This is a genomic window from Butyrivibrio sp. INlla16, from assembly GCF_900104155.1.
Taxonomy (GTDB): domain Bacteria; phylum Bacillota; class Clostridia; order Lachnospirales; family Lachnospiraceae; genus Butyrivibrio.
The window spans coordinates 1-20,883 of record NZ_FMYB01000012.1 but is presented as its reverse complement, the minus strand read 5'-3'; the positions used below and the strand labels follow the sequence as shown (position 1 = coordinate 20,883).

Sequence of the window (20,883 nt, the reverse complement as noted above, 5' to 3'; positions counted from 1 at the left end):
AAAGGCTTGAACACTATAAAGGAAATATGCTTCTTTCGAAAAATAAGTAATAGATAAATGAATAGTAAAAAGGATAAATCCTGATGTAACGTATGAAAATGCTTTATGTCAGGAGTTTTTTATGCCCTTTTTACGAATTTTGTACTGCCTCAGGAAATGACTCCGGAAATGCACTATTGTGTCAAAAACACCATTTGACGGTTCTATAGTATAGTTATATACTAAATAGGTACATTAGTGCATAATTGCAGCATTAAAGTACTATAGAAAGTTTTTTGTGAGGAAAGTATGGGAGATTTAAAGCAGTACTGGTTTGTAATCAGGGAGCTTACGGGGAGAGAAATCAAGAGAAAATATGCCAGATCCTATCTGGGAATCTTGTGGAGCGTTTTAAGTCCACTTCTGTATATGCTTGTAATGACATTGGTATTCTCTACTATGTTCAAAAGAAGCATTCAAAATTTTCCACTTTACTACTTAGCTGGATATTTATTTTGGAATCTGTACGGACAGATCAGCAACAGTGTAATGACAGTTCTGGTTGATAATAGAAATCTACTACTACGTGTGAAGGTACCAAAGAATGTTTTTGTCCTTTCGAGATGTTATACAGCATTGGTGAATTTTCTGTATACCCTTCTGGCCTTTTTTCCACTTGTGTTTTTGTCTGGAGTGAAACCATCAATCACCATGTTGTTATTCCCGATTGATATCGTACTCTGCGTAATGTTTGGACTGGGAGTTGGATATATACTATCAATACTGTATGTATTCTTTGCTGACATAAAGTATCTATACACAGTATTCTTGACAATGCTTATGTACATGTCAGCGCTATTCTATCCAGTTGAACAAGTGCCTGCAGCAATGCAAATGGTCATCAATAATAATCCGGTGTATTGCTACATGCTCTTTGCCAGAGATACCATGATTTATTCCACATTTCCTACTAAGGACTTATGGATAAAAGCCATCTTCTGGGCGGTAGCGGCATACCTTTTGGGATACCTCGTATTCCGCAGAAGAGAAAACGAAGTAATGCAAAACATCTAATAATTGTGCCTTCTCCTTGAGGAGAAGGTGTCAGCGAAGCTGACGGATGAGGGGACGCATATGAACCAACAACCAATAATCCAGGTCAAAAACCTGACCATGAAATACAAAATCAGCACTTCCAACGTCTCCGGACTTAAGGAGTACCTGATAAAAACAATTAAAAAGGAAATAAGCTACCGCGAGCTTCTCGCTCTTAACGATGTCTCATTTGATATATACAAAGGCGAAGTTGTCGGGATAATCGGAACCAATGGTTCGGGGAAATCCACGCTCTTCAAACTGATTGCCGGTGCCATAAATCCTACTGAAGGAGAGATAATTGTCGATCGTAGGCGTCTCCAAATGTTGACACTTGGAACCGGCTTCGATATGGAACTCTCCGGTCGAGAAAATGTCTACCTGAATGGAGCTATCGTAGGCTATTCCAAGGAATTCATAGATGAACACTATGATGACATTGTAAAGTTTGCAGAGCTTGAAGACTTTATGGAAGAGAAGGTGAAGAACTACTCCTCAGGTATGGTATCCAGGCTTGCATTTGCAATTGCAACTGCAGGTGATGCCGCGGACATACTACTGCTTGACGAAGTGCTGTCAGTTGGAGATGAGTTCTTTAGGAAAAAGAGTTTGGCTAGAATTAAAGAGATGATTCATGGAGGCTCCACTGTTTTACTTGTTAGTCATGGTATGGCAACTATCAGGGATAACTGTGATAGAGTGATTTGGATTGAAAAAGGCAAGAAACTCATGGATGGAAATACTGAGGAAATATGCGCTCGGTATAGTGAATCTGGATCGAAATAATATTCATATCGATTATTGTCAGAAAAATGTTGGGGAGATGTATGGATAATGGCTAAAGTGTCAGTGCTAGTTCCGTGTTACAACGTGGAGAAATTCATAAGAAAATGTCTTGAGAGTGTGTTGGAACAAACACTATCAGATATTGAGATTATCTGTATAAATGATGGATCAACGGATGGAACGCTACAGATACTTGAAGAGTATGCGGTAGAGGATGATCGTATCATTGTTTTGAACAAAACGAATAGCGGTTATGGAGATTCTATGAATAAAGCGATGAAAATCGCTACGGGAGAATACATAGGTATCGTTGAAAGTGATGATTATATAAGGCGGGAGATGTTTGAACGCTTATATACTACTGCGAATAAATATGAGCTTGATGTGGTGAAAGCTAATTTTTATTTGTGGTGGGCAGATACGGATAAGATTATTCCACACGAAGCTTGTTTGCCGGAAGAGTGTAACTACATTTTTGAACCAAAGAAGTTTAAACAAGGAACGATGTTCAGTAGAAAGCCTTCTATATGGTCAGCAATATACAGAGCAGACTTTTTGAGAAATAATAATATTTTATTTTTGAACACACCTGGAGCATCGTATCAAGATACCAGTTTTACTTTTAAAATTCTTGCATGCGCAGAAAAAATGGCATGTATTTCTGATAAACTGTATTTTTATCGGCAGGATAATGAAGGCTCATCTGTAAATAATGCAGATAAAAAATCGGATTTTGTTCTTAAAGAATATGGAGAAATCAAAAGATTCATAAGTGGCTTGGAAAATAAAAAAGATTCAGAAGATGAGGGTGCTGATGATGAAGTGTGTTCGCTTCCGCTTATTTATGTCAGTGCTTTTTACGATGCGTGTATTTGGATGTACGAATTACTTAGTCCAAATAAGAGATTGGATTTTTTGTATAAAATATCTCCTATTTTTGAAGAAATGATATTTGAGTATGGTGCTGATAAGATTCCATTTGGACCGTGCTGGTGGAAAAAACGCGATATTGTAAGGATTGCAAGAGAACCTTTTGAATATCACGTTTGGAGAGATGACGAACGCATAGCCAATAATAAAGAAAAAACTATTAAGCAGATAGTACAGGCGGCATCAAATATGCCAGAGGAAGACAAGGTGGCTGAAAATAATAATCCATTTTTTTCAATCATCATCCCTGTATATAATGCCGAGAAGCATATCCAGGCATGCCTGGACAGCTTGCGTTATCAGAGCTTCAGCAATTATGAAGTGATCTGCATAAATGATGGTTCTACAGATAAAAGTGGGGAAATAATAAAGAGTTTTCAAAAATGTGATAATAGAATCAAATTGATATCTACGGGTAATAGTGGCGTATCGCATGCCAGAAACCTTGGACTAAAGAGCGCTACAGGAAAATATATTTTACTATTGGATGCGGATGATCATTTTGATAAAGACACATGTAAGATTGTCTGCGAATCAATAATTTCGAATAATGAGCCGGATATGCTGGTGTTTGGCGGAGAACCATTCCTTATGGATGATCGGCGACCTGATGAATGGTTTTTTAGGGTACTGACAACACCGGATTTGTATTTTGAAAAAGTAGCTGCTGAAGATATTTTTTCAAAAAAATACTTAAGTGTATTTTGTTGGCGATGTGCATATAAAAAGGAATATGTCATAAGAAAACAGGTTTCGTTTATAGAAGAAAGAAAGTATGGTGAAGATGCCATATTCATGATATCAGCACTACATAATGCTGATGGAGTGGCAGTAATATCTGACAAACTCTACCATTACAGAGCTGATAGTGAAGATTCTGCTATGAATAAGATAAAAAAGAAACCGGAACAGTTTGCGAAGGAACAAATTGACATATTGGAGAGCATATTGGGATATTCTTTGCAGAATAACTTGTGTTATACGAAGGAATTGTTACCATTTGCAATTGATTTTGCATTTGATGCGATTATGTCTTGCCCTATGCCATACAGAAATAAGGGCGCAAACAGATTCATATCACTTATTGACTCGTACAAGCTTAATCAATATGAGCCAGAGATTACCGATGATGGTAAAAAATTTCTTAATATGTGTAGACAAGGGAACTTTGAGGTTGATACTGATACTCCAAAGAATTGGAATGATGCCGGAATAGTGAAACGAGTGTTGCTAAAAGTACTGCCTCCATCAAGGGCAGCTTTTTATGACTATATGTGCTTGATTTTACAAAAACTAGGATAGGAGCAAATTACTATATATGCCTACATTTGATGTCTTGGGATGTTGTGTGTCCAGGGATATATTTAATTACTTGGATCAGGAAGTATATTCCTTGGATAAAAAGATTACATTGTATATAAATGCGCATACATGCGACAGATGTCTCAGCTCGCTAGATGGATATCTGCCATTATTTGGAAAATCAGATTTTATGAGAAGAATGGCAAAGCTGCTAATAATGGGTAATTTGTTTGAAGTGCTAGGCAATAAAAATAACGGAATATGTAATAAAATAAACGACTGTCCCGGGGGGCAAAAATGGCTTGTGTTGGATTTTGCTAATGAGCGGTTCCCACTACAATTATGGCAATATAAAGACCAGTTTGGAATGATGCCAGTATGTTGGGATACATATAAGTGGGGAGAAGAGATAAAGAGTAGGACAGCGGAGTTTAAAATTGCTGATTGGCATTTTGCCGATAGAAATGCCAGGCAATATGCTGAAAACATAGAAAGATATATAGATTCTCTTTTGAAAATATATGATACCCACCATATTATATATATCCAGACACGCTTATGCGATGAAGTTCGTGATGATAATGAAAATAGAATGTATTCACTTACAAAGAATACTGACAGATACAAAGGAATAGATGAACCTTGGAGAAGGAAGAAAGGGAATCAGCTTATAGAGGCTGCTGAAAAGATACTTCTCGAAAAAACTAAAGATGCATATATCATTCCTTTTCCAGAGGGTGTTTTTATAAACAGTAATCATATATGGGGAACGCATCCACTTCATTATGATGAATTGTATTACGAATATGCAGCTACAGCAATAAAACTGATTGCAAAGGATAATGCTACTAACACTAGTGATCGAAAAATTCTAATTGAGAGGGAATTACAGTTCCTAAAAAAGCAATATGAAAACAAGTTTTCAAGGGTAAGGGGATTGGCTGTAAGCAATGAATAAAACTATAAAAAATATACCTGAGGAAAAATGCACTGGCTGCGCAGCATGTTATAGTAGCTGTCCAGCTAATGCTATAACCATGAAATATAATTCTGAAGGTTTTTTGTTTCCATTTTTAGATGATTCTATGTGTATTAACTGTGGCATATGTTTGAAACGGTGTCCAGAAAAAGAGGTTGATAAATTATTAGAGTCTCTGCAAGAACCAATCAATTGTAAAGCAGCGATGGTCTCTGATGATGCTATAAGATTAAAAAGTTCCTCAGGGGGACTATTTTCTGCTATATCTGAATACATAATTAGTCAGAACGGCTATGTATGCGGGGCAGTTTATAGTGATGATTATCGTACAGTAATGCATGTTTTGTCAAATAATGAGCATGATTTAATAAGGATGCGGGGATCAAAATATGTACAAAGCTCAGTTGGTGATTGCTATATTGAAATAGAAAGGGTATTGAAAAATGGAAACAAGGTTCTTTTTTCAGGGTGCCCATGTCAGGTTAGTGGCCTAAAATCTTTTTTACATGATGAATATGAGAATTTGTACACAGTGGATATAGTTTGCCACGGAGCTAACTCTGTATTTGCATATCAAAGCTATATTGATGAAATCGCAAAAGGAAGGCAAATAGAAAGTGTGAATTTTAGAGATAAGAGTCTTCATGGGTGGTCAACGCCGGTTACAATTAGATACACAGATGGAACGATGGATGATTATCCGTACCATTTGTCAAAATGGAACGATGGATTTTTAAATGGGATAATAAATAGAAAATGTTGTGCAACATGCCATTATGCGCAAAAGAGGAGAGTAGGAGATATTACGCTTGGGGACTTTTGGCAAGTACAAAAGTGGGATGAGAGCTGTAATGACGGCGGAGGAACTAGCCTTGTTCTAATAAATAATTCTAAAGGATTATATTTATATGAGCATATAGTACCATTATTGAAGCTGAGTAAGGAAGCACCTTTTGAAGCAGCCGCGAAGTATAACGGACAGTTAAATAGACCACAAAAAATGGCACCGGGGAGAAAGTATTTTTTTAAACACTTATCATCTAAGGGCTATCATAATTCTTTATGGTATGGCCATGAATGGAGATATGATTTTGGACTTGTTGGATGGTGGTTTGCTTCAAACTATGGAAGCGTGCTTACTTATTTTGCTCTTGGAAAAATTCTCTTGGATATGGACTATTTGCCTATACTTATTAGAATACCAAAGAAAGACGGAACGCCATGGGAAAAGATAACAGAGAAGAACATAGAGTTTATGGCAAAGCATTTTTATATATCAAAAGAACGAACTTTTGATAAAATGGCCGAAACAAATGTTTTTTGTGATGGCTTTTTATTAGGCTCTGATCAACTGTGGGTTGATTGGTATAAAGATTTAGTGGGGCATATTTTCTATTTAGCTTTTGCTGATGAAAAAAAGAAAAAAATAGCTTATGCAACATCACTTGGACGATCTGATTTTCAGACTACAGACAGAGAAAAAATAACAATTTCAATGCTGCTAAGAAGATTCGATGCCATATCTGTTAGAGAAACATCGGGTGTAAATATATGCAAAGAAAGATTTGGTATTGATACCCTTCGAATGTTGGATCCGGTTTTTCTTTGCAAAAAGTCTCATTATGATAAAGCGGCTGATGAATCTAATTTGATTTTTGATGAACCATATGTGTTTTTCTATATTCTTGATTTGACAGAAGAAAAGAAAAAAATGGTGCATGCAATAGAAAAGGCTTTGATGTTAAAGGCTGTTGTTCTTTTGGATATGAGGTTTGAAATAATAGATGATGCTATAAGAGAAGAGTTAAACATTATTAGCAACGCGACAATAGAAGATTTTATTAGTCTTATAAGAAACAGTGCTTTTATAGTTACAGATTCACATCATGGAGCATGCTTTGGACTGATTTATGAAAAGCAAATGATTACAATATGCAATGATAGACGTGGCGCAACAAGGTTTGAATCGTTATTCCAACTATTAAAGCTGGAAAAATGTTTAATCAAAGAGAATCAATTGGAACAATATGATTATCAGCGGGATTATCAAAATATTGATTATTCTGAAGTGAACAATATTTTAGAAAACGAAAAGGTAAAAGCGCTATCCTGGCTGAAAGAAAAGACAATAGCTAAGCATGATACATCACTTACAGAGGAAGATGTATTTTCAGATTATGTATGGGAAAATGAAAAACGGATATAAAACGAGGAAAAATAGATATGGAACTAAAAAAAGATATTGCCGAAAAAGATAAACAAAAAGAAACTGCTAAGATAGATATTTCTCTAAATACGTTAATCGGAATTATTGCTTTGGTTATGGCTCTATATGCTATAGCTGTTGGTAGAAGCAATAGTATAAAACTTAACGAAATACAGAATACCCATGAGGCAAGCGCTTCAAGAGAATCGAATTTAATTCCATTTCCATATTCTGAGACAACAAAGACTCAAAATGGAATAACTATTACAGATAATGGGGATAGAACTATTTCTCTAAGTGGAACATGTACCCAAGATAGTGTCGTTTTTAGAGTATGCGCTAATGATCAACGTATAGAAGTTCCGTTGGAAAACAAAAAATATATTTTTTTCCAAGGCGTTGACGAAAATCTTATTACAAATGCTTGTAAACTTGATATAGGAGTAATGAAAACTGACGGAACTACAGAGGTTTTACATGCAAGCTTGGATGATAATAAGAAAATTGTAAATGGTGGTGAAATAATAATTGATAATACTGATGGTAGATACCTGGGGATTTATGCTATTTCGCTCTACGTTTTTAAAGGCTTTACGATTCCGGAGAATTATACATTTTATCCGTCAATAGTAGAAATGAATTAAGTGGAGAATCACCATGCTAATGGATATGAGGAAGTGGAAGAAAACAGAAATTATTAGAGTTGTGTTTTCTCTTATGGTTTCGATACTTTTGGTATTATCTTATAGGATTTTACCATACATTGAGGGAACTAACGGGATTGATGATTTAAAAGGAGATTATCTTTCCGGCACATTGATAATAATAGCTGTAATCGGGGCATTTGTTTATCGTGTTCTTGATAATTCCTTTTTGGGAAAGATTTTCGGTACAACATGTAAGTACACCAGCTCTGAATATCGTAATGCCAATGGCGTTGTAATATTTTTGATGGTAATGGTATCTTTTTCACTAGCATATTTGAGATACTATCCTGGCTGTGCTATGAATGATACAATTACAGCTTTTATGACACCGTACACAAGTGCACAACCACCATTATTTCATTTTTATATTTATCATTTTATGAGGATAATGTCCTCTCTTATGGGAAATATGACTAATGCGTTCTCACTTTATATGATAATACAGATGATTTTGTTTTCCCTGTCAATAACTTATTCGTGTATATGGTTAAGTAACAACAGAATATGCAAGAATATTTATCTCTATTGTTTATTTTTTGTTTTGAATCCGGTAATAAGTCGATATGCAGTTACTCTTGTAAAGGATGTTCCCTTTTCTTATTGCTTCTTACTGTTTATTCCGTGTGTGTTCGATGTGATCGAAAAAAGAGATAATATTTCAGATATTAAACGAACTACTTATATAATGTTGATTATTTCATCGGCAGGAATTTGGTTTACCAGGTCGAATGGAAGATATGTGATTATTGCATCTTGTCTGTTTATTGCATTTGTATTGACTGGGAAAAAAAGAAAATTTTGTATCTTTTTAATCGCAATGATAGTTGTAATGAGCTTAATATCATCTTTTGCAGATTATAACAATTTCAAGGTTGCAAAAAAACCGGAAGTAAGCTTTAGAGAATCAACTGGGATTATGATTAGTCAGATTGGAGCAGTTATTAGAGTGGATGGTGTAATCTCAGATGAAGACCGAGAGTTCTTGAATGGCATTATGCCTATTGATAAATGGAAAGCTAATTATCTTAGAACAAATGTTGATGCTGTTAAGTACAATAATAGCTTTAGCAATGGTTATTTGAATGATAATAAAATGAAATTTATAGAGGTTTATCTCGATATATTGAGTAAAAATCCTGATATATGCGTTAATGCGTATTTAAACCATACGTATGGGCTATGGAGTTTGTGCTATGGTACACCATTGTACGAAAAGCAGTCTATTTTTTCTTCTATTGGTAATAATATTACTGATAAAAATACATTTTGGGCTGTTTATCTTGGTCATGTAAAACTACAAAATGAGCCAGAGATGCTTCCAAAAGACATAAAACTTGACATTGACTCAATATATGATGGGCTAACGGAGTCTATGATGAGATTTTTTAGAGTGATAGCCATATTATTTCAACTATTCTCGGCATACTGGATTGTAACAAGAGTTGGATCTGATGATAAAAATAAGCGGCTTGCTACAATAGGTAGTTTGATTCCAATATATGTTTTTTCAGTTACCAATTTTATGGCCACACCAGCATCTCTTATTTATCGTTATCAATTTCCAATAACGCTTGTCATGCCGTTGTGTATGATGCTGATTATAAATGCAAGCAGGATAGATAATAATGACATACAAGCGTTAGAAAGTATTTGATATTAACTGGTCAAAAGAGAATAGATATTGTCAAAAAGTACTAAGAGTAAGAAGAAAGATGATGTGAAGCATAATATCCCAGAGATAAAAAACATTCTGATGAGATATCTGCTCATATAGTGCACAAAAAGCGTGTTGAATTATTAAAATGGCTTTTCCCTCGGCATTTTTTCTTTCATCACTTCAGTACTTGCGATTTCAGCTAATCGAATCTATAAAAAGCAAGCGGAGCTTCAAAAGGCTTAAATGCAGTCGATTGTAGATGTAGTGGCAAGTTATTCTGAAAATCATTAAAAGATAGAATCAGAAAAAATAACAAATAGTGGGACGGAAGTGAATAATTTCAACATAAACATTTACCCGTATTACAGGATAGATTATAAGCTTCCGCGCATAGAATATGGGGCATCAGAAGATGAGATTTTGCTTGACGGGAAGCTGGTTCTGCAAATACCAATAAGAAAAAAGACGGTATCTTTCAGAACTCATAATTACAGCGTAAAAACCGTATTACTGCCAGAAATTGAAAATGTTGATGCGTTGGATGATCTTTATGAGTTCGGTTGCAGGATTGTTGATAGTAATCAGTTACTAAGTGATGCATATAATGATGATTATGAAATTGTTGTAGAAAATGAGGAAGATAGCAATTCAACTTTTAAAAGAGATGATGGAAATAGCATATGGGAAAGCGAATGCATTGGAGGCAGAAGTTGTTGAAAATTGGGCTGCGTAAAATTATTGAACTCTAATTGTAGGCGATAGAGATAGTGAATGCTTATGCATTTTTGGAGAGTTAAAATATGAAAACTGCAATACTAATACCCTGCTATAACGAAGAAGCAACAATAAAAGTGGTCGTTGAGGACTTTAAAAACGCAATGCCTCAAGCGGAGATATATGTGTATGACAACAATTCCACGGATAGCACAGCCAAGATTGCTGAGGACTGTGGTGTTATTGTTCGGCATGAGCCACGCCAAGGAAAAGGCAACGTTGTTCGAACGATGTTCCGGGACATAGAAGCTGACTGCTATATCATGGTCGATGGAGATAATACTTATCCTGCGTCATTTGGTCCTGTGTTGGAGCGATTTGTTCTCGAAGGGCAGGCAGACATGGCGATAGGGGATAGGCTATCTTCTACATATTTTCAAGAGAATAAACGACCTTTTCATAATTTCGGTAATGTACTTGTCAGATGGTTGATAAATCACCTTTATAAATCTCATGTGAATGACATAATGACTGGGGCACGTGCTTTTAGTAGGGATTTTGTAAAGAGCTTTGCAATAATGTCAAAAGGTTTTGAGATTGAAACGGAAATGACGATTTTTGCACTTGAGAATAATCTTAAACTTGTTGAGGTTCCTATAGAATACAGAGATCGCCCCGAAGGAAGTGTGTCAAAACTGAATACATTTTCTGATGGTATTAAGGTTTTATTGACTGTTGTTCAACTTTTCAGAGATACCAGACCTATGAAATTCTTCTGTACACTAAGTACAGCCTTAATAATCATCGGATTGTTGTTTTTTATTCCAATCTTAAAGGCATACTGGGCAACGGGGATAGTACTGAAAATCCCGACGCTGATAATGGTGGTATTCATATGGATAACAGCCATTCTTCTTGCGTTTTGTGGAGTAATTCTATCAGCGCTTCATAAGAAGAGTAGGCAGGATTTTGAGAGATATTTAAATCAGCTTCATAATGTATAAAGATTAAGAAAATACTTGGTAAAGGGTATGAGAAAACGCATTTATGAAATTGTTGAGAGAACAAAAGATGATCAGCTAAGTGATTGGTATGATGCCATCATGCTATTTTTTATAATTATCAGCATAGCACCTCTTATGTTCAAAGAAAGCAGACCTATTCTCACTGTTACAGACAGAGCAGCTGCGATAGTTTTCATTATCGATTACATACTCAGGTGGATTACTGCCGATTATAAGCTAGGAAAGAAAAGCGTAACATCTTTCATTAAGTACCCCTTTACGCCTATGGCTATCATTGATATGCTATCAATTCTTCCTTTTATTACATATCTTGATAAGAGCTTGAGAATACTCAGGGTTTTCAGATTTATTAAGGCACTTAGAGTGTTTAGAGTATTTCGGACAATTAGGTATTCCGGCAGTATGGAGATTCTGGTTGTAGTAATGAAGGAGTCAAAGAGAGCGCTTCTTGAGGTGGCATCTCTTGCAATGGGGTATGTGTTTGTTTCAGCACTTGTGGTTTTTAGCGTGGAGCCGGAGTCCTTTAAGACATTTTTTGATGCGATATATTGGGCGACCGTTTCTTTGACAACGGTGGGATATGGAGATATTTATCCGGTTACGACTGTGGGGAGAACAGTGGCGATGATATCGTCTGTGTTTGGAATTGCAATTGTGGCGTTACCTTCCGGTATTGTGACAGCGGGGTATCTGAATGCGCTGTCAAAAAGAAGTGGGGAGAAGCCTACAGGCAAGTAAAAACGCCTCACCTTTTTCCAGGCGAGGCGTATGATAAATTAGTATTATTTGTTCTTTAAATCTTCAATCTGTTTTTTCAGGGCTTCGATTTCAGCATCTTTTTGAGTGATTTCGGCATCTTTTTGTTGCTTGAGGGCCTCAATTTCAGCATCTTTTTCTTCCAGCTGTCTGGTGTAAAAGATGCGAACATCGTTCTGAGTACGATAGTAGTCCTCACGAGCCTGGCACTGGAGTCGGATTTTTTCTTCCTGGGTGAGGGTATAAACTGTTTCAGATGCCTCTTTTAGTATATCTTTTTCGGAAGCTAACATATTCAGTTCCTCCCATGTTTTTGCGTTGAAGAGTTTCGCCCAGTAATCAATGTTATGGGCTTTGTCTTCATCTGTTGCTAACTCTATCTGAGTTAAGTCTAGCACGCGGAGTTGGAGCTTGTCACTATAAATATGATGAGTCTTTTCGTTTATCAACTTGTATGACGCATAGAACTCAGGGTATTCTTCAAAAAGTGTGAAGTTTAAGATACCAATCTGATATGCTGTTTTGGCATCCAGGTAATTTTCGCCGTGGTTAAGAGTGTCATAGTTCCTACATAGATATGATAGTGATCGCTCTGGCCAGTTTTGCTCGTTTATTACTTGCATTTCAAGGTTTATGTTTGCGTTATCACCAAGAAGGACATTGATATCCAGGATAAATGTTTTTGCATCAATTGTTTCTCCGAGGACTATGGGGTTAGTAATTGTTACTGAAACCACAGAGTCAGATGGCAGGTGTAGCAGATCCTGAATGAGAACCTGTAAAACATGATTATTCCTTTGAAGCAAAGCCCTGAAGAGATAGTCGTTGGTCATCGGGATTTCCAAAGTGCCGGAAGCAGGCAGGGTGATACCTGCTTCGCTATTTTTGGTAAACTGATTAGTTTTATTGCGTTTTTCCATGTAGTAAAATAAATCCTTTCTGCTTGTAGAGTATGAATAATAACAATGTGGAAAAGGCATTGTTATACGGTCAGATGCTACTGCATCTGTAAAAAAATGCGATTAAATCCTGTTTCAAAAAGAAATGGAAATAAACCGTTAGAAAGATGTTCTTCGGGTGCATCGAGATGATGCTTGGACAATATATCACAATTAAATATATTTTGCAATACACGGAATAAAATATGAGTAACAAACCGTAAAGAAGAGGTTATATTTCAGGAGTTTTTATGTTTGCTCAACATATTGTAAGTGAAAATAAAAAATATGATGAAATAAAAGCATACCTCAATTTTTTTGATGTCCATGCATGGGAAAAGTATACCGGTATTACGAAATGGCAGATAGAGAGTGATGATTGCGGTAACCGTGGATATGCGCCGGTTGCGGTACAGCAAAGAAGAGCGGTTACTTTGGCACTAATTATTTGTACCTACCATAGGCATGAGCAAATTGAGAAGAATGTTAAAAAACTTATGACTATGAAGTTTTTTGATTCTAGGGAATCAGATTATTTCAGACATTTATATATTTTTATAGTGGACAATGAGGCCGGTGAAGGAAAGGCTTTGGAATTAGAAGATTGTGATAGCGACTTTCTTAAGGTTATTCCAAATCGGAATACCGGAGGATCAGGAGGCTTCCAGAAGGGACTTGAATATATCAGAGCCGTTAATGCTGAGTTTACACATGTGATTTTTATGGATGATGATGCGGACTTTTTGCCTGAAACGTTTTATCGGTTGTATGCTCTTTTGACATACATGAAACCTGAATATTACAACTGCTCTGTTGCAGGGAGGATGTTCTGCCTGGATTATCCTACAGTGCAGTATACAGCTGCAGAGATATGGAACAGGGGTATATTGCAGCATGTCGCATTCATGGAAGATATGAGTAAAAAGGATTTTAGTGATAATGGTGCCACTTTTGAAGAAAGTGATTTATTGCCTGATACGCGCATTCCATTGAACTTTTCAGGAGGGGCTGATTATGGAGGATGGTGGTTTTGCTGTTATCCGTATGAGTTTTGCAGCAAAAACGATATCATGCCTTTTTTCATCCATTGCGATGATGTGGAGTATGGACTTCGATTTTTAGAAAATGGTGGGGGACGACCAATAATCTTAAATGGTATCCAGGTGTGGCATGAAACGGCAGTATATAGGCAGAATCCGATTATTCAATATTATGATATGAGAAATCCTCTGTTTGTGAACGAGAAATATGGACTTATGGATTATTTCGAAATGTTGGAGTGGTGGAAAGCAAGAATAAGCTCATTCCATGTTTGTGGAGATTATGCTTCAGAGTACTATACCATCCTTGCGCTATTGGATTTTATGAAGGGGCAGGAGTGGCTGTATAAGATAGATTCCGAATTACATCACAGGAAGTTGATGGATAAGCGTATCAGCAGATATAAGAATGCGGTGTTGTGGAGAATTGCAGAGAGGAGATTTAGGGAGAGGTATTTGTAGAGTTTGTGGAATAAACACCTCACCTTTTACAAGGTGAGGTAAATACTTATTGTTTGTTCTTTAAAATTTTCAATCTGCTTTTTTAGGGCTTCGATTTCAGCATCTTTTTCATCAAGCTGTTTTTGATAGAAGATACGAACATCGTTCTGAGTTAAGTCTAGCACGCGGAGTTGGAGCTTGTCACTATAAATTTGATGACTCTTTTCATTCATCATTTTGTACGAAGCATAGAATTCAGGATGGGTTTCAAAGAGCGTAAAGTTTAAGAGCCCGATCTGATATGCGGTTTTTGCATTAAGATAGCTGTCTCTATGATTAAGTGTGTCGTAGTTCCTGCACAGATATGAAAGAGAACGTTCTGGCAAGTTTTGCACATTGATAATTTCATACTTTACAAAACGAGTATCGGATGATATATTACATTAGCATGTTTCAGATTTGCGGAGACATCCGGATGTATCATCCATTTTTTCCATTTATTTTTCCGACGATAGGTTTAGTGGCTATTTTATATTTTTTTGAATTCATTCTGTTCTTGTCTCCAACAATAAGTTACTTGCAACTATAAATACTAGAAAATATAATGGAGGTAAGAAATTGAGTGATGAAGTAAATGTAAATCGTGAGTATAAGTCGAGGCTGTTTGTAAAACTGTTTTCAGATAAGAAAGAACTCCTTGACCTATATAATGCTGTTAACGGAACGGAGTATGATAATCCTGATGATATTGATTTAAATACCGTTGAGGATTTCATCTATATGGGGATGAAGAATGACATTTCCTTTCTGATAACAGATGTGCTTAACTTATATGAGCACCAGAGTACTGTTAATCCCAATATGCCATTTAGAGGATTCCTGTATTTTGCAGCGTTGTATAGGAAACTATTCAAGGAACAAAATGACATTTACAGTAGTAAACTGGTAATGATTCCGACACCGCAGTTCATTGTTTTTTACAATGGTACGACAGATGAGCCGGATCGTATGGAACTTAGATTAAGCGATGCATTTAGTAAGAAAAAGGTTCTTGAACCTTGCATCGAGTGTACGGCAACTCTACTGAACATAAATTACGGACATAACCGAAAGCTGATGGAGAAATGTAAAACTCTCAGAGAATATGCTACGCTTGTGTTTTATGTTCGAGAGGAATTATCTAAAAGGGAATCGAATTCTAAGGAAGCACGTAGAGCGGCGATTGATGCAGCAATAGACAGATGCATAATAGAAGGCATTCTTGCCGAGTTTTTGAGAGAGCATAGAAGGGAGGCTACAGATATGTTACTTACTGAATATGATGAAGCACTCCATATTAAGAATGAGAAGGAAATCTCCTATGGTGAGGGTATGAAGCAAGGAGTAAAGCAAGGAATAAAGCAAGGAGTACAACTGGTTAATGAACTATATTCCTGGCTTGTTGAATGTGGGAGAAGTGAGGATATTACCAAAGCTATTGATGATGCTTCGACGCTTGATAAGCTGCTAAATGAGTATCAGGCATATAAAAATGGCAGTAATAAATAATTAGAAATTAAGTTTATTTTATGTGTCATTTGCGCTATTAAAACAATTAATAAAGCTCCTGATGTAAAGTATGAAATTACTTTATATCAGGAGCTTTTATTGCTTCAAAAAAACAGAGGAGAAATATCCATGAAGATGAAAATATACCAGGCATTGGTTAATAAAATACCCGGAATAAAACAGAGATATCATAGCTATCACGATGGAGCAACAGGAGTAAAAAAGCTTATTTCCTGGCTTTATCTGATTTGGCTAAATCTGGGGTACCATGTTTTGCATATTGATTCTCTTGGGAGCATAGTACAGGCTGAATATTATGAGGAAAAATCAGTTCCTGTCCGCATCAGTGAGTCTGCTCAAAATGCGGAAAAAAATCCACATCTGACAGTAGAGCAGGTCATTGATGTTTTAAAAGGCTATGATGTCATATCCTTTGATGTATTTGATACGCTGATTTTCAGATCGTTATCAAAACCCACGGATGTATTCTGTTTTGTTGGAGAGAAACTGGGGATGCTTAACTTCCGTGATATACGTATGGAAGCTGAATTTAACGCAAGACTTGAATGTAAAAAGAAGAACGGGCATATGGAGATCAGATTCTCCGACATCTGGGACAGGCTATCAGCTGATACGGGACTAGATAGCGAAAAGGGAATGAGGCTTGAATGGGAGTGTGAGCTTTCGCTATGCTATGCCAATCCATTCATGTTGGAAGTATGGAACAGACTGGGAAAACTTGGCAAGAAAAGAATAATAGTATCTGATATGTATCTTTCTCATGATCATATAGAGACTCTTCTTGAAAAAAATGGCTTCACCGGTGCAGACAAGATATACATTTCATGTGAGTATGGTATCAGTAAGGCCGATGGTAAACTTTTCTATCTTGTAAAAAAAGAGTACTCCTCCGGCAAAATGATCCATGTAGGGGATAATCTTATAAGCGATATTAAAAATGCCAATAAGGCAGGTATCGAAACGCTGCTTTATCCCATTATAAACAGAAATGAGCTTCTTTACAGGGCACAGGATATGTCATATCTTGTGGGCTCAGCATACAGAGGGTTAGTCAATGCCCAAATTTATAGTTGCCGAAATGTCTATTCCATGGAGTATGAATATGGCTATATTTATGGAGGACTGTTTGTTCTTGGCTACTGCGCATTTATCCATGACTACTATATTAAGGAGAATCTGGATAAGCTTTTATTCCTGTCCAGGGACGGGGACATTTTATTAAAAGCTTATAAGCTCCTGTATCCGGATGACAATGCTGAGTATGCATTTTTATCAAGAAAAGCTGTGACCAAGCTTATGTATGATATGGACAGGCATGACTACTTCAGAAGATTTGTCTTCCATAAAGTAAATCAGGGGTATTCGATTAATGACATCCTGGGCTCGATGGAACTTGATGAGCTTGCAGGAGAGTTGCCGCCTTCTATTAATGCCGGCGATGAGCTTACTGATAAGAATAGCTCTATTTTGCGCAGTTTTATCGAATCAAAATGGGATGAGGTCAGAGCTGTTTATGATTCTCAGGTAAGGGCAGCAGGATGTTACTATAAGACTAAGCTCTTAGGATGCTCGCGGGCAGCAGCAGTTGATATAGGCTGGGCAGGCAGCGGTGCCATGGCTTTATACAGGCTATCAGGTGAAGCGTGGAATCTGGGATGTGATGTCAGAGGTATTGTTGCCGGGACGAATACTGTATACAATGCAGAGCCTGACGCTGCTGAGCAGTTCCTTCAATCAGGTCGCATGGTGGCGTACCTGTACTCACAGTCCCATAACCGCGATCTTCTTAAAAAACATGATCCGGACAAGGGTTACAATGTGTTCTGGGAGCTTCTTTTGTCATCGGATACTCCGCAGTTTGTGGGATTCTATGAAGGCGATGAGAGGAAGGGCGACGAAGATATTTATGATGCGGATATGGATATTACCTTGCGCTTTGGCAAAAGGGATGTAGATCCTAATGGTGTTGCAGAGATTCAACGAGGTATCCTTGATTTTGTAACGCAGTATAAAGAACACTTTGCAGAGTATCCTTATATGTTCAATATCAGCGGAAGAGATGCGTACGCGCCTCTTCTGGCAGCTGCCTGCAAAAATGAGAGATATCTTCACGAGATTGAAAAGAAATTCGAGCTTGAGATAAATGTGGTTTGATGATGGAGAGGCATGTATGTGATGTCGGATTAACAAATATTCTCTGCTATGGTAGGATTATTATATACTTAACAATATTAAACAGAAACAGGAATGTTTTGGAGGAAATCTGCCATGGAGAGGAAACTTCCGGTAGGAATACAGGGGTTTGAGAAATTACGCACCGACAATTTCCTATATGTAGATAAGACAAAATACATTTATAAGCTGGCGCATAATAATGTACCCTATTTCCTTAGCAGACCAAGGAGATTCGGAAAAAGCCTGCTGCTTTCTGCTATGAAGGCCTATTGGGAAGGGAAAAAGGAACTCTTCACAGGTTTGGAGATAGAGGAACTTGAAAAAAATAATGAGGATGCATGGGCGGAGTATCCTGTTTTTTACTTCGATTTTAATGGTGAAAACTATAATGAAACATCTATCGAAACTGTTTTGGATGGAATGCTTTCCGATTGGGAAGAGGTGTATGGGACGCAGTATAATCAGCGTACATTAGGAGACCGATTTCAAAAGGTACTGGAACTTGCGGTAGAAAAGACCGGGAGAAGATGTGTTGTTCTTATAGATGAGTATGACAAACCTCTTCTGGATACGCTTGATCATAAGGAACTTCAAAATCATATAAAGGATGTTTTCAAGGGGTTTTTTAGCCGCCTTAAAAAAGCTGATGAATCTATACACTTCATTTTTATAACCGGAGTATCAAAATTTCATAAGGTTAGTATTTTTAGTGACTTAAATCAGCTTCGGGATATATCTTTAGATAGAGATTATGCCGCTCTGTGTGGGCTTACAGGCAAAGAGATTCGCGAATCTTTTTCGCCTGAGATAGAGACGCTTGCCAAGTATCAGGAACTAACTGAAGAAGAGTGTTTTAATGCTTTGAAAATGAATTATGACGGATATCATTTTCATTTGTCAGGAGAAGGAATTTATAACCCTTATAGTGTACTGTCTGCTTTGTTCGCAAAAGACTTTGGAGCATATTGGTTTGAGACAGGTACCCCCACTTTTTTGATTCATCAGATTAAGGAAAGAGGGTTTGATCTTAGAAAATTTACTAATAATACTATATATACAAATGAAGCTGCTCTGAAAGATTATACCGGTGACACTTTAGATCTTGTTCCGCTGTTATATCAAACGGGATATCTTACAATTACTGATTATGATAAGGTAAAGAAAAGATATACGCTGTGCTTTCCAAATGAAGAAGTTAAGTACAGTTTTATAGAGAACCTTATGCCGGCTTATGTCCCCAAAGCAAATGCCGGGAATGGACTGGATATATTTACTTTAGATGAGTATATCGAGAGCGGAAAGCTCGAGAATATCAAAGATTTTCTTACTGCACTGTTCGCAAATATTACATACACTATCAAAGATGATCCATTTGAACATTATTTTCAATCGGTTATCTATTTGGTGTTTACTTTGCTTGGGAAGATTGTGCAGTGCGAGATGCATACATATACCGGTCGTATAGATTGTAAAGTTGAAACATCTGATTATATATATCTGTTTGAATTTAAGAGGGATGATTCTGCTGAGGCAGCATTAAAGCAGATAGATACAAAGGATTATGCTCTTCCGTTTGTCGCTGATTCCAGAAAGCTATACAAGATAGGCGTATCATTTGATTCTGAAAGTCGAAAACTTATAGGCTGGGAAGTGGCTGAAAAAAACTAAGATGAGATGAGCCGGCGCGTCAAGCGCCGGCTCTACTTTTGCTTTAAATCAGACCTTCCTTATCATCCAGGAAAATCTCAAACAAATCATATCTTTCCAGAAACTCATAGGCTGCAAGAAGCTCATCACGTAGGAGATTGCGAGAGTGCTGGAGATAATCAAGTTCATCTCTTACATACTTATAGGTTTCTGTAGTATGCATCGCATGGATAATGGCTTTCCCGAGTTTTCCTCGTTTAAAGAGTATTTCTTTAATTTTGTTATAATTCATAAACGAAATCTCCTTTCTTTATCATCGCAAACAATAGCTATACGAAAGATATAAAGGAGAGAACGTTTTCGTAGTAAGACGTACAAAGTAGCATTCAGAATGAAAAAACGGACGATAGTAACTGTTTTTAGGAAAGATTAATTATATGGGGTAAGATTTTAATTATTATTTAATAGAAATGTTTCTTCAAGAAAACACAATAAACACAAATGTGAGATATTAAAGGATGCATGAAACGGTATAAATATGATTGTAAATATCTTGAAAATTTAACGGCTCCGACTTGTTGCAGGAAGCCGGAGCCAAGAAAAGTGATTCAAGGATACTATCATATTGATGTCCTTGTATCATAATTATATACTATAGATACAAAAATAATCAATAAGAATACTATAGACACTATTTGGTTTTATGGAATTGCGGCAAGTTTCAATAAAGATAGATATGAATTGTATATTTAATAAGCGATAAAAATAGGATAATATTGTGTAATATCCACCAGAATAAATAGTTTATAAATTATTGTTACGTGCAATTAAATATACGAAAAAAAGTATAAATTTAAAATAGTGACTATTGACTTTATAAAAAGTAAAAACTATACTATAGATATGTTTTGAAAAACAAAACACACAAAAATACAAT

Annotated in this window: 17 protein-coding genes; 14 read left to right on the top strand and 3 right to left on the bottom strand. The window is 36.5% G+C overall.

What is annotated here, in order from left to right:
- Positions 1-288 precede the first annotated feature (288 nt).
- The 10 genes from BLR42_RS07620 (at position 289) to BLR42_RS07575 (ending at position 12,118) form a co-directional block, all read left to right on the top strand.
- On the top strand, positions 289-1,053 hold the full coding sequence (locus BLR42_RS07620; RefSeq protein WP_091867975.1) for an ABC transporter permease: 765 nt from the start codon (positions 289-291) through the stop codon (positions 1,051-1,053).
- 60 nt (positions 1,054-1,113) lie between these two features.
- The gene (locus BLR42_RS07615) at positions 1,114-1,860 is read left to right on the top strand and encodes an ABC transporter ATP-binding protein (RefSeq protein ID WP_242879255.1); all 747 of its coding nucleotides are present in this window, start codon (positions 1,114-1,116) and stop codon (positions 1,858-1,860) included.
- 48 nt (positions 1,861-1,908) lie between these two features.
- Positions 1,909-4,092, top strand: a complete 2,184-nt coding sequence (locus tag BLR42_RS07610; RefSeq protein WP_091867973.1) for a glycosyltransferase family 2 protein — start codon at positions 1,909-1,911, stop codon at positions 4,090-4,092.
- Positions 4,093-4,108: 16 nt separating this feature from the next.
- Positions 4,109-5,050, top strand: a complete 942-nt coding sequence (locus BLR42_RS07605) for a DUF6270 domain-containing protein (protein ID WP_091867971.1) — start codon at positions 4,109-4,111, stop codon at positions 5,048-5,050.
- Complete coding sequence (locus BLR42_RS07600; protein ID WP_091867968.1) at positions 5,043-7,277, top strand: polysaccharide pyruvyl transferase family protein; 2,235 nt, start codon at positions 5,043-5,045, stop codon at positions 7,275-7,277. The genes BLR42_RS07605 and BLR42_RS07600 overlap by 8 nt, the downstream gene beginning before the upstream one ends.
- 17 nt (positions 7,278-7,294) lie before the next feature.
- Positions 7,295-7,921 carry a hypothetical protein gene (locus BLR42_RS07595; protein WP_091867966.1) on the top strand — a complete coding sequence of 209 codons (627 nt, stop codon included), beginning with the start codon at positions 7,295-7,297 and terminating at the stop codon, positions 7,919-7,921.
- Positions 7,922-7,934: 13 nt separating this feature from the next.
- The gene (locus BLR42_RS07590) at positions 7,935-9,638 is read left to right on the top strand and encodes a DUF6020 family protein (RefSeq protein ID WP_091867964.1); all 1,704 of its coding nucleotides are present in this window, start codon (positions 7,935-7,937) and stop codon (positions 9,636-9,638) included.
- 333 nt (positions 9,639-9,971) lie between these two features.
- Positions 9,972-10,358, top strand: a complete 387-nt coding sequence (locus BLR42_RS07585) for a hypothetical protein (protein WP_091867962.1) — start codon at positions 9,972-9,974, stop codon at positions 10,356-10,358.
- A gap of 83 nt (positions 10,359-10,441) precedes the next feature.
- Positions 10,442-11,359: a glycosyltransferase family 2 protein gene (locus BLR42_RS07580; RefSeq protein ID WP_091867959.1), complete on the top strand. Its 918-nt coding sequence runs from the start codon at positions 10,442-10,444 to the stop codon at positions 11,357-11,359.
- A gap of 27 nt (positions 11,360-11,386) precedes the next feature.
- Positions 11,387-12,118, top strand: coding sequence for an ion transporter (locus tag BLR42_RS07575; RefSeq protein ID WP_091868068.1), 732 nt, complete (start codon positions 11,387-11,389; stop codon positions 12,116-12,118).
- A 44-nt stretch (positions 12,119-12,162) separates the two neighbouring features.
- Here the strand turns inward: BLR42_RS07575 and BLR42_RS07570 are convergent, their stop codons facing one another.
- Positions 12,163-13,056: an Rpn family recombination-promoting nuclease/putative transposase gene (locus tag BLR42_RS07570; protein WP_170832677.1), complete on the bottom strand. Its 894-nt coding sequence runs from the start codon at positions 13,054-13,056 to the stop codon at positions 12,163-12,165.
- 269 nt (positions 13,057-13,325) lie between these two features.
- Between BLR42_RS07570 and BLR42_RS07565 the strand changes: the two genes are divergently transcribed.
- Positions 13,326-14,576, top strand: a complete 1,251-nt coding sequence (locus BLR42_RS07565; RefSeq protein WP_091867954.1) for a glycosyltransferase family 2 protein — start codon at positions 13,326-13,328, stop codon at positions 14,574-14,576.
- 26 nt (positions 14,577-14,602) lie between these two features.
- Here the strand turns inward: BLR42_RS07565 and BLR42_RS07560 are convergent, their stop codons facing one another.
- Positions 14,603-14,941, bottom strand: coding sequence for a PD-(D/E)XK nuclease family transposase (locus BLR42_RS07560; RefSeq protein WP_170832676.1), 339 nt, complete (start codon positions 14,939-14,941; stop codon positions 14,603-14,605).
- 232 nt (positions 14,942-15,173) lie between these two features.
- On the opposite strand from BLR42_RS07560, the gene BLR42_RS07555 reads away from it, so the two are divergent.
- The 3 genes from BLR42_RS07555 to BLR42_RS07545 all read left to right on the top strand — a co-directional run bounded on the left by BLR42_RS07555 (position 15,174) and on the right by BLR42_RS07545 (position 19,967).
- Positions 15,174-16,103 (top strand): RpnC/YadD family protein, encoded by a 930-nt coding sequence (locus BLR42_RS07555; RefSeq protein WP_091867950.1) that lies wholly within the window; start codon positions 15,174-15,176, stop codon positions 16,101-16,103.
- A gap of 129 nt (positions 16,104-16,232) precedes the next feature.
- Positions 16,233-18,278: an HAD family hydrolase gene (locus BLR42_RS07550; protein ID WP_091867948.1), complete on the top strand. Its 2,046-nt coding sequence runs from the start codon at positions 16,233-16,235 to the stop codon at positions 18,276-18,278.
- Positions 18,279-18,392: 114 nt separating this feature from the next.
- Positions 18,393-19,967, top strand: coding sequence for an ATP-binding protein (locus BLR42_RS07545; RefSeq protein WP_207648524.1), 1,575 nt, complete (start codon positions 18,393-18,395; stop codon positions 19,965-19,967).
- A 43-nt stretch (positions 19,968-20,010) separates the two neighbouring features.
- Here the strand turns inward: BLR42_RS07545 and BLR42_RS07540 are convergent, their stop codons facing one another.
- Positions 20,011-20,238 (bottom strand): hypothetical protein, encoded by a 228-nt coding sequence (locus BLR42_RS07540; RefSeq protein WP_026497904.1) that lies wholly within the window; start codon positions 20,236-20,238, stop codon positions 20,011-20,013.
- Positions 20,239-20,883 lie beyond the last annotated feature (645 nt).

Coding starts and splice junctions, on each gene's coding strand:
- BLR42_RS07620 (WP_091867975.1), top strand. CDS start 289: ATGGGAGATTTAAAGCAGTACTGGTTTGTAATCAGGGAGCTTACGGGG.
- BLR42_RS07615 (WP_242879255.1), top strand. CDS start 1,114: ATGAACCAACAACCAATAATCCAGGTCAAAAACCTGACCATGAAATAC.
- BLR42_RS07610 (WP_091867973.1), top strand. CDS start 1,909: ATGGCTAAAGTGTCAGTGCTAGTTCCGTGTTACAACGTGGAGAAATTC.
- BLR42_RS07605 (WP_091867971.1), top strand. CDS start 4,109: ATGCCTACATTTGATGTCTTGGGATGTTGTGTGTCCAGGGATATATTT.
- BLR42_RS07600 (WP_091867968.1), top strand. CDS start 5,043: ATGAATAAAACTATAAAAAATATACCTGAGGAAAAATGCACTGGCTGC.
- BLR42_RS07595 (WP_091867966.1), top strand. CDS start 7,295: ATGGAACTAAAAAAAGATATTGCCGAAAAAGATAAACAAAAAGAAACT.
- BLR42_RS07590 (WP_091867964.1), top strand. CDS start 7,935: ATGCTAATGGATATGAGGAAGTGGAAGAAAACAGAAATTATTAGAGTT.
- BLR42_RS07580 (WP_091867959.1), top strand. CDS start 10,442: ATGAAAACTGCAATACTAATACCCTGCTATAACGAAGAAGCAACAATA.
- BLR42_RS07575 (WP_091868068.1), top strand. CDS start 11,387: ATGAGAAAACGCATTTATGAAATTGTTGAGAGAACAAAAGATGATCAG.
- BLR42_RS07570 (WP_170832677.1), bottom strand. CDS start 13,056: ATGGAAAAACGCAATAAAACTAATCAGTTTACCAAAAATAGCGAAGCA.
- BLR42_RS07565 (WP_091867954.1), top strand. CDS start 13,326: ATGTTTGCTCAACATATTGTAAGTGAAAATAAAAAATATGATGAAATA.
- BLR42_RS07550 (WP_091867948.1), top strand. CDS start 16,233: ATGAAGATGAAAATATACCAGGCATTGGTTAATAAAATACCCGGAATA.
- BLR42_RS07545 (WP_207648524.1), top strand. CDS start 18,393: ATGGAGAGGAAACTTCCGGTAGGAATACAGGGGTTTGAGAAATTACGC.
- BLR42_RS07540 (WP_026497904.1), bottom strand. CDS start 20,238: ATGAATTATAACAAAATTAAAGAAATACTCTTTAAACGAGGAAAACTC.